The organism is Streptococcus sp. A22, assembly GCF_043674215.1.
Classification (GTDB): Bacteria; Bacillota; Bacilli; order Lactobacillales; family Streptococcaceae; genus Streptococcus; species Streptococcus suis_V.
Genome location: NZ_JBIMJQ010000041.1, coordinates 1 through 8,732 on the forward strand (window position 1 = coordinate 1; position 8,732 = coordinate 8,732).

General features: G+C 38.8%; 9 protein-coding genes. All 9 read left to right on the forward strand.

Going from position 1 to position 8,732, the window contains the following annotated elements; translation table 11 throughout:
• On the forward strand, window positions 1–3,432 hold a 3,432-nt coding region (locus ACHBHN_RS10785; protein ID WP_394734107.1), incomplete at its 5' end, for an SNF2-related protein.
• A gap of 70 nt (window positions 3,433–3,502) precedes the next feature.
• Window positions 3,503–3,802 carry a DUF5962 family protein gene (locus ACHBHN_RS10790; protein WP_000194866.1) on the forward strand — a complete coding sequence of 100 codons (300 nt, stop codon included), beginning with the start codon at window positions 3,503–3,505 and terminating at the stop codon, window positions 3,800–3,802.
• A gap of 13 nt (window positions 3,803–3,815) precedes the next feature.
• Window positions 3,816–4,106, forward strand: a complete 291-nt coding sequence (locus tag ACHBHN_RS10795) for a DUF5966 family protein (RefSeq protein ID WP_024413658.1) — start codon at window positions 3,816–3,818, stop codon at window positions 4,104–4,106.
• Between the two features lie 95 nt (window positions 4,107–4,201).
• Window positions 4,202–4,840: a hypothetical protein gene (locus ACHBHN_RS10800; RefSeq protein WP_024413657.1), complete on the forward strand. Its 639-nt coding sequence runs from the start codon at window positions 4,202–4,204 to the stop codon at window positions 4,838–4,840.
• Between the two features lie 39 nt (window positions 4,841–4,879).
• Entirely contained in the window at window positions 4,880–5,956 is a 1,077-nt protein-coding gene (locus tag ACHBHN_RS10805) for a DUF3991 domain-containing protein (protein ID WP_044980266.1), read from the forward strand.
• Between the two features lie 53 nt (window positions 5,957–6,009).
• On the forward strand, window positions 6,010–6,237 hold the full coding sequence (locus ACHBHN_RS10810) for a DUF5965 family protein (RefSeq protein ID WP_012775533.1): 228 nt from the start codon (window positions 6,010–6,012) through the stop codon (window positions 6,235–6,237).
• Entirely contained in the window at window positions 6,234–6,623 is a 390-nt protein-coding gene (locus tag ACHBHN_RS10815; RefSeq protein WP_024408868.1) for a DUF5945 family protein, read from the forward strand. Before ACHBHN_RS10810 ends, ACHBHN_RS10815 begins: the two co-directional genes overlap by 4 nt.
• Before the next feature lie 49 nt (window positions 6,624–6,672).
• Window positions 6,673–6,969, forward strand: a complete 297-nt coding sequence (locus ACHBHN_RS10820) for a hypothetical protein (protein WP_044682494.1) — start codon at window positions 6,673–6,675, stop codon at window positions 6,967–6,969.
• 259 nt (window positions 6,970–7,228) lie between these two features.
• Complete coding sequence (locus tag ACHBHN_RS10825) at window positions 7,229–8,728, forward strand: primase C-terminal domain-containing protein (RefSeq protein WP_394734109.1); 1,500 nt, start codon at window positions 7,229–7,231, stop codon at window positions 8,726–8,728.
• Window positions 8,729–8,732 lie beyond the last annotated feature (4 nt).

Sequence of the window (8,732 nt, forward strand, 5' to 3'; positions counted from 1 at the left end):
AGTGATGATAAGTATTCGCTTCTTGCTAGTTTGGAAGATGAACGTCTGGATCCAAGTGGAAAGTCTGTTATCTATACCAAGTCCCTTGCCTTTGAGAAGGCTTTAGTGCGTCCTGAAAAAGAGGTTAAAAAGGTACATACTGCCCTTGATGCCTTAAATTCGAGCTTGGCTGACGGAAGAGGTGTTGATTTCGATTATATGATGTCCATCTATCAGGTTGAATCGAAGATGACCTTGATTGAGGAGTTAGGTGACCTCATTATGCCTGATCCTGAGAAGTATTTGAATGGAGAATTGGCCTATGTTTCTCGCCAAGACTTTCTGTCAGGTGATGTCGTTACCAAGTTAGAAGTGGTAGATCTATTCGTCAAACAAGACAATCAGGACTTTAACTGGCCGCATTATGCGGGACTTCTAGAAACAGTCAAACCAGCCCGTATTACTTTGGCAGACATTGATTATCGAATCGGTTCACGCTGGATTCCTTTGTCTGTTTATGGAAAATTTGCCCAAGAAACCTTTATGGGGAAAGCCTATGAATTGTCAGACCAAGAAGTAGCAACAGTCCTTGAAGTCAGTCCCATTGACGGGGTTATCACTTACCAATCTAAGTTTGCCTACACCTATTCCAACGCAACGGATAGAAGTCTAGGTGTCCCTGCTTCACGCTATGATAGTGGTCGAAAAATCTTCGAAAATCTCCTGAATTCCAATCAACCAACCATCACAAAACAAATTGTTGAAGGGGATAAGAAAAAGAATGTGACGGATGTAGAGAAAACAACGGTCCTACGTGCCAAGGAAACACACCTACAAGAACTCTTTCAAGGTTTTGTAGCAAAGTATCCAGAAGTCCAACAGATGATTGAAGACACCTATAATAGGCTCTACAATCGTACGGTATCAAAGACCTATGACGGTAGCCATTTAACCATTGATGGACTTGCTCAGAATATTTCCTTACGTCCTCACCAAAAGAATGCCATTCAACGAATTGTCGAGGAAAAACGTGCTCTACTAGCCCACGAGGTAGGGTCTGGAAAAACCTTGACCATGCTTGGAGCTGGTTTCAAATTGAAAGAATTGGGGATGGTGCACAAGCCTCTCTATGTGGTTCCTTCTAGTTTGACTGCTCAGTTTGGTCAAGAAATCATGAAATTTTTCCCAACCAAGAAAGTCTATGTGACCACTAAGAAAGACTTTGCCAAAGCCAAACGTAAGCAGTTTGTGTCTCGGATTATTACAGGGGACTATGATGCCATTGTCATTGGGGATTCCCAGTTTGAGAAAATACCGATGAGTCGTGAAAAACAGGTCGCCTATATCAATGACAAACTCGAGCAACTCCGAGAAATCAAGCTAGGAAGTGACAGTGATTATACGGTGAAAGAAGCGGAACGTTCGATTAAGGGATTAGAAAACCAGTTGGAAGAACTCCAAAAATTGGAGCGAGATACCTTTATCGAATTTGAAAACCTTGGCATTGATTTTCTCTTTGTGGATGAGGCTCATCATTTCAAGAATATCCGTCCAATCACTGGACTTGGGAATGTAGCTGGAATCACCAATACTACTTCAAAAAAGAACGTAGACATGGAGATGAAGGTGAGACAGGTTCAGGCAGAGCATGGAGATAGAAATGTCGTTTTTGCGACAGGAACACCAGTTTCTAACTCTATTAGTGAACTTTTCACCATGATGAATTACATTCAACCTGATGTCTTGGAACGATACCAGGTATCAAATTTTGATTCGTGGGTTGGGGCTTTTGGGAATATCGAAAACTCCATGGAACTCGCCCCGACAGGTGATAAGTACCAACCTAAGAAACGGTTTAAGAAATTTGTCAACCTTCCTGAACTCATGCGAATCTACAAGGAAACTGCCGATATTCAGACCTCAGACATGCTTGATTTACCAGTACCAGAAGCTAAGATTATTGCGGTGGAAAGCGAGTTAACGCAAGCTCAGAAATACTATTTGGAAGAGCTGGTAAAGCGTTCGGACGCTATCAAGTCAGGTAGTGTTGATCCAAGTAGAGATAACATGTTAAAGATAACTGGAGAAGCCAGAAAACTAGCCATTGACATGCGTCTCATTGATTCTGCTTACACCTTGTCTGACAATCAGAAGATTCTTCAAGTAGTGGACAATGTGGAACGCATTTACCGTGAGGGAGAAAATGAGAAAGCTACCCAGATGATTTTCTCTGATATTGGAACTCCTAAAAGTAAGGAAGAAGGATTTGATGTCTACAACGAACTGAAAGCTTTGCTGGTTGATCGAGGGATTCCAAAAGAAGAAATTGCCTTTGTCCATGACGCCAATACTGATGAAAAGAAAAACTCACTGTCTAGAAAGGTCAATAGCGGAGAAGTGCGGATTCTCATGGCTTCGACGGAAAAAGGTGGAACGGGTCTAAACGTGCAATCACGCATGAAAGCTGTTCACCACTTAGATGTTCCTTGGCGCCCCTCAGACATTGTCCAGCGAAATGGTAGATTGATTCGTCAGGGAAACATGCACCAGGAGGTAGATATTTATCACTATATTACTAAAGGGAGCTTCGACAATTATCTCTGGCAGACACAGGAGAATAAGCTAAAGTATATCACCCAGATAATGACCTCAAAAGATCCTGTGAGATCAGCTGAAGACATAGATGAACAAACCATGACCGCCTCAGACTTTAAGGCTTTGGCTACTGGTAATCCCTACCTTAAGCTCAAAATGGAATTGGAAAATGAACTGACAGTTTTAGAGAATCAAAAACGAGCTTTTAATCGCTCTAAAGATGAATACCGCCACACAGTTTCCTATTGCGAGAAGCACCTCCCTATCATGGAAAAACGGTTGAGTCAATATGATAAAGATATTGCCCAATCTTTGGCAACAAAGTCGCAAGATTTTGTCATGCGATTTGACAATCAGAAAATGGATAATCGTACAGAAGCAGGGGACAATCTGCGAAAACTCATTACCTATAACCGCTCAGAGACCAAGGAAGTCAGAACACTTGCCAGCTTTAGAGGATTTGACTTAAAAATGACTACACGAGGTCCTAGTGAGCCCTTGCCAGAGACTGTCTCTTTAATGATTGTAGGAGATAATCAGTATACTGTCGCCCTTGATTTAAAATCAGACGTGGGAACCATTCAACGGATTAGTAATGCCATTGACCATATTATATATGACCAAGAAAAGACGCAAGAGCTGGTAAAGGATTTAAAAGATAAGCTACGAGTAGCCAAAGTAGAAGTTGAAAAAGTCTTTCCAAAGGAAGAGGACTATCAGCTTGTAAAGGCTAAGTATGATGTTTTAGCTCCCTTGGTTGAAAAAGAAGCAGAGATTGAAGAGATAGATGCAGCTTTGGCCAAGTTTAGTGAAGATACAACACCCCAAAAGAAGCAACAAATAGCACTTGAGATATAAGAAAAAAGGCTGACAAATAATTTTGAACGCGGTAAAATGAAGTCAAGAAATCACAAAAGGAGAATAGATCATGACCCAAACACTAGAAGAAATGCGTTATCAACTAGAAGAATGGTTGTCACAAGGCTTTACGAGTTCAGAAGATAGGGCAAACTACCAAACTTTAAAGGAACAGTATGAAGATGAGACCTTTGATTACAGTTTTTCAAGGCGTGAAATTACTGGACAGCTGGAACTCATCATCACAAGTCGTGAGAATGATTTTCCTAGCTTAGATGAGGTGACAAAGACGGAATACCTTGATTTGGTTGCCCAACTAGATGATTTAGACAAGAGACAGGCTGACTACTATCGCAAGCAATTAGCCTAGAAAGAGGTGTAAGATGTTGGAGCAAATTCTACAAAGCCTTTTGATTATCGCAGCAATAGGACTGATGTTGCTCGTCCTTTATCGGATTGTGAAAGTTTCAGTTGCTTTGTTTCTTATCGGACTCATCAGTGGATTAGTCTTTATAGAAATCTATGGAATCTACCTCTTCTTTACTGAGAGATACCTCTATACAGAAGATTTAGCCACCAATGGTATTTGGAGTTTTACAGGATTTTTTATTGCTTTGAATCTATTTCTCGTTTTAAGCTTTATTATAAAGTGGTGGAGAAATAGAATAGTTTAACACGGAGGATTACCGATTGGTAGTCCTTTTTCTTGTGATAAATTTTCCAAGATAATCTTGTTATGATGTGGCTATCACTAATAAAGGAGTAAGCCATGTTAAATAAAGTGAAAGCTCGATTTCTGATTGGAGTAGGAGGTTTAATCGCAGTCAGTTTTATGGTCATGATTGGCTATACGATTGGCTCACAATCCGTTTCAAAACAAACTGAGCACCAAATACGAGCAGAAGCCAATAAACTTGTGACAAAGGAAAAGCAGGAGGAAAGAGCGACAGTCCTATCAGATGAGCTTGTCAAAGAATTTCTTACTCAATATTTCACCAAGGTCCAGCTTGGTGAAAATAACGCTCGTATCAAGCCCTACATGACGGATTCGGCATTTTCAGAAGAGGAAGCAAATCAGAATAAAGCAATTAATCAAGTTTATAAAGATTATATGCTTGACTACCGATTTGAATCAGCCAGTATCTATGTCAATACAGAAAGCAATGTTGCACTTGCGGAAGTTACCTACCAAGTGACCTATGTTTCTGATTTGAGTGAGCAACAACAGCGAACCACTCAGACAGAAATCAAGACGGTTATGTTATCCTACTCCAAAGTTTCCGACAAGCTCCTGGTTAATCAGTTGACCATTTGGAATGGGAAACTGGAGGACATGAAAGAAGCCACAAATGGTGCTAATTCCAGCATACCAACGATCCAAGGAACTACAACAAGTGAGAACAACTAGCAGGAGACAGTCTTCTGCTTTTTTTGATAGGGAGACAAGATGACACGAATTAAAATAGTAAAACAAAAGGCCATTTTAGATGTGGCTGAAAGTTTAGGTTATTCCTTCAGACGTTTATCAGGACACATTTATGAACACCCAGACCATGATTCCTTTCGGATTTTTGCCGATACCAATACTTTCAAATGGTTTTCAAGAGATATACAAGGGGATGTGATTGACTTTGTTCAATTAGTGGCAGGTGTTACTTTCAAAGAGGCTGTATCCTATCTTGAAACTGGAGATTTTGAACAGGCTACGGTAATAGAAGAAACTTATCAACCGTTTCAATATTATTTGCATGAAGAGCCGTTTCAGCAAGCACGTACTTACTTGAATGAAGTTCGTGGCCTAAGTGATCAGATTATCAATACCTTTGGTAGACAAGGATTGCTTGCTCAAGCTACTTATCAAGCGGAGTCAGTTTTAGTGTTTAAAAGCTATGACCATAATGGTGTCTTACAGGCCGCAAGCCTTCAAGGTCTCGTCAAAAATGAAGAAAAACACGATCGAGGTTATCTCAAAAAAATCATGAAAGGCTCAAAAGGCCATGTTGGTATTAGTTTCGATATTGGGAATCCCAAGAGACTCATTTTTTGTGAATCAGTTATAGATATGATGAGTTATTATCAACTTCACCAAAAGCAGCTATCAGATGTTCGCCTGGTGTCAATGGAAGGCTTAAAACTTTCAGTGATTGCTTATCAGACTTTACGTCTAGCAGCCGAGGAACAAGGGAAATTGGCATTTCTAGATACAGTAAAACCAAGCAGACTTAGCCATTATCTTCAGGCAATACAAGAGACGACAACCTTTTTTCAAACTCATTCAAACGTGCTAACATTGGCTGTTGATAACGATGAGGCAGGAAGAGAATTTTGTCAGAAACTGTCAGATAAAGGACTTCCAATCACCAAAGATTTACCACCATTGCAGGGACTGGAAACAAAGTCAGATTGGAATGATATTGTGAAGCAACAGAAGGAAATATCCTTAAGCAATCTTATTCAGTCAGCCCAGATACAAGCCATTAAGAATCATCCTCCACCAAAACGAGAGCGTGCTATGGAATTGTGATAACAAAATCAAGTCCGCTATCATAATCTAGAAAGGGACAAGGAGGACACCCTATGAGTGTGATTGAACGTCTGGCTGAAAAAGTAGCTAGGCAAGAAGAAAAGGTCTCACGTGAGACAGAGAAATTGGAACACTATCGTGACCAACTACAAACAGCTATGTACAGTACCTTTATCAAACGGCAACAATCTAGTCAGTTGTCATTTCATGAAGCACTAGAGCAAGCCTTTGGTAAAGAAACCACACTACACTCAAATTACAGAAATGAGGATACAGAATGAGTAAAACATGGAATTTTGATCAGCCACTAGACGATGTGAAACCAACATCGTCCCATGAAGAACGAGCTAAAATCGCAGCACTCTTCCATAAACAGGATGAAAAACCAATTGAAGAAGTAGACTATGTGGCTGCTTTTGAACAACAACAAAAGGAGTCAAAATATAAAGATGACCAAACGCTCGCATCAACCGTTAAACAAAGTCAGCCGAAGAAGGTAAATATCACAAGTGACTATAAACAACACTTGGCTGATACCATTGCACAAAATAACAAGGATATTTCAGCCTGTCAAAAGCAAATTGAAGAACTTCATCAATTGATTGATGAAAAGAAAATCCAAAATAAAAAGTTGCAGGCTATTTCAGTAGCCATTGATGATTTATAAGTCAGGTAGTCCTATGCGGGCTACCTTTTTACAATTGAAGGAGAAGATAATGAAATTTTTTCAAAAGAAAAAACAGAACCAGGATCAATTTAAACGACTGATTCATCGACTATCTGAGATGTCAGATACTGAACTAACCAAAGTAGAACAACTCCTAGATGTGGTTTTTGATACAAATTTTAAGCCTGATAGGAACGTTGAATTATCTCAAAGCGTTATAAACGATGAGGAACAAAGTCTTGATAAGTCGATCCAAGAAGCGAAAAATAAACTTAACATGGAACAATTCGAAAAAAACATTGAGAGATTTAGACAAGGTAGGCGAGAGAGCAATAATAACAAATAACAGACCAATTATTTTGGCCTGTTTTTTGAAATATGTGTCATCGTTGAATCAAACGAAGTAAAAATATTAATTACTTTATTAATCAGATACTTAAATATCTGTAAACCCATTATATCGGGTTTTTGAGGGGATTTCAAGTCTTTAAGAAGATACCAGGCAATCAATTAAGAAAAACTTAGTTGATTGCCTTTTTTGTTGTGATTCAACTTTGATCGTAGCTTCTAACTAATTAATTTTCGTAAGAAAGGAGAACAGCTGAATGAATATCCCTTTTGTTGTAGAAACTGTGCTTCATGACGGCTTGTTAAAGTACAAATTTAAAAATAGTAAAATTCGCTCAATCACTACCAAGCCAGGTAAAAGCAAAGGGGCTATTTTTGCGTATCGCTCAAAAAAAAGCATGATTGGCGGACGTGGCGTTGTTCTGACTTCCGAAGAAGCGATTCACGAAAATCAAGATACATTTACGCATTGGACACCAAACGTTTATCGTTATGGCACGTATGCAGACGAAAACCGTTCATACACGAAAGGACATTCTGAAAACAATTTAAGACAAATCAATACCTTCTTTATTGATTTTGATATTCACACGGCAAAAGAAACTATTTCAGCAAGCGATATTTTAACAACCGCTATTGATTTAGGTTTTATGCCTACGTTGATTATCAAATCTGATAAAGGTTATCAAGCATATTTTGTTTTAGAAACGCCAGTCTATGTGACTTCAAAATCAGAATTTAAATCTGTCAAAGCAGCCAAAATAATTTCGCAAAATATCCGAGAATATTTTGGAAAGTCTTTGCCAGTTGATCTAACGTGTAATCATTTTGGGATTGCTCGCATACCAAGAACGGACAATGTAGAATTTTTTGATCCCAATTACCGTTATTCTTTCAAAGAATGGCAAGATTGGTCTTTCAAACAAACAGATAATAAGGGCTTTACTCGTTCAAGTCTAACGGTTTTAAGCGGTACAGAAGGCAAAAAACAAGTAGATGAACCCTGGTTTAATCTCTTATTGCACGAAACGAAATTTTCAGGAGAAAAGGGTTTAATAGGGCGTAATAACGTCATGTTTACCCTCTCTTTAGCCTACTTTAGTTCAGGCTATTCAATCGAAACGTGCGAATATAATATGTTTGAGTTTAATAATCGATTAGATCAACCCTTAGAAGAAAAAGAAGTAATCAAAATTGTTAGAAGTGCGTATTCAGAAAACTATCAAGGGGCTAATAGGGAATACATTACCATTCTTTGCAAAGCTTGGGTATCAAGTGACTTAACAAGTAAAGAGTTATTTGTCCGTCAAGGGTGGTTTAAATTCAAGAAAAAAAGAAGCGAACGTCAACGTGTTCATTTGTCAGAATGGAAAGAAGATTTAATGGCTTATATTAGCGAAAAAAGCGCGATAGATAAGCCTTATTTGGTGACGACCAAAAAAGAGATTAGAGAAGCGTTAGGCATTCCTGAACGGACATTAGATAAATTGCTGAAGGTACTGAAGGCGAATCAGGAAATTTTCTTTAAGATTAAACCAGGAAGAAATGGTGGCATTCAACTTGCTAGTGTTAAATCATTGTTACTTATGACATATTCATCAAATACTTCAGTCCCATATTTAGAATCTGGTTCTGCAACGACAGAAACCACCTGCTCAATCCTCCTGTTATATACAGAGGGCTACTGGAAGAACAACTTCTGGCAGCATAACAATCAAAGGAAATTTAGTGAGTTTATACGACTACACTTTTCTTGACAAT